Origin of the sequence: Enterobacter cloacae complex sp. IR5441 (assembly GCF_049238215.1) — a bacterium.
GTDB classification, from domain to species: Bacteria; Pseudomonadota; Gammaproteobacteria; order Enterobacterales; family Enterobacteriaceae; genus Enterobacter; species Enterobacter hormaechei_C.
This window is the reverse complement of record NZ_JBMKIA010000123.1, coordinates 1-843: the sequence shown is the minus strand read 5'-3', so window position 1 is coordinate 843 and position 843 is coordinate 1. Positions and strand designations below refer to the sequence as shown.

The 843-nt window shown below is 47.9% G+C and carries 2 protein-coding genes; one reads left to right on the top strand and one right to left on the bottom strand.

Annotated elements, in window-relative coordinates; genetic code table 11:
* A partial coding sequence (locus tag ACOTX5_RS26665; RefSeq protein ID WP_135618312.1) for an IS3 family transposase occupies positions 1–88 on the top strand: 88 nt, incomplete at its 5' end.
* A 27-nt stretch (positions 89–115) separates the two neighbouring features.
* On the opposite strand, the gene ACOTX5_RS26660 is transcribed toward ACOTX5_RS26665, so the two are convergent.
* On the bottom strand, positions 116–571 hold the full coding sequence (locus ACOTX5_RS26660) for a hypothetical protein (RefSeq protein WP_234101416.1): 456 nt from the start codon (positions 569–571) through the stop codon (positions 116–118).
* Positions 572–843 lie beyond the last annotated feature (272 nt).

The following is an 843-nucleotide window of genomic DNA, read 5'->3' as shown; positions in this document are numbered from 1 at the left end:
CATTGAGTGCGATTACAATCGCTGGCGTCGTCACAGTGCCTGTGGCGGCCTCAGCCCGGAACAATTTGAAAATCAGAATCTCGCTTAGGCGCGTGTCCATATTACGAGGAGAGGATCACTCCAGAATGTTGCCATGGCATAGACTATTTCTAAGCCTGACGATATCTGCTTCAGGTTTTTTACCAGCGTCTATCTTTGCCAACATATTCTTCTCGGCTGGAAATGACAGTAATTCTATCGGCATCCCTTCCTGCTTAGCCTTTCGCATTAAAGCGTTACTCATTACTGACGTACCATCTAAGTCCACCAGTACAGGAACTGACTGCTGAACGTTAACAGTTGATTTCAACTTCAGCGTAACCCTGAGTGATGTTTCGATCCCATTCAGAAAGCTCGTACAGGCCGGTAACCATAGACCATGATGCAGCGCCTCGGTTGCTTGTTTAAAAAACCAGTCAATCACGGGGACAGTGCAATGCTCATAATAGTGATTTACCTCGCTGAACCTTGCCATATAAGCATCGTACTCAGCCTGGTCTTCAGGAGATAAAAAATTTGGTGGGAGGAGCATCAGAATCCTTTCATCCTAGCTTGTATACCTTCTTCGTAGGCCAGCTCGCCATTATCGGTAAAAGATGGTTTTTGATGTTTATGATAAAGCTTAATTTTTCGTCAGGCTTGATAGCGTTACCGGAGAGATTTGATCTTTTCTCTTCAACTCGCAATGTCGCGGTAGGGATACCCGTTACCGGATACCCCCCGCACAGATCCCGGCGTGCGCGATTTACGCACCGGGCTCCTGCCTCGGGTGTCTGGCGGTGAACCGCTCCACAGGCCATGGAT

Excerpts from the sequence above, each read along its gene's own strand:
- ACOTX5_RS26660 (WP_234101416.1), bottom strand. The coding sequence starts at position 571 with ATGCTCCTCCCACCAAATTTTTTATCTCCTGAAGACCAGGCTGAGTAC.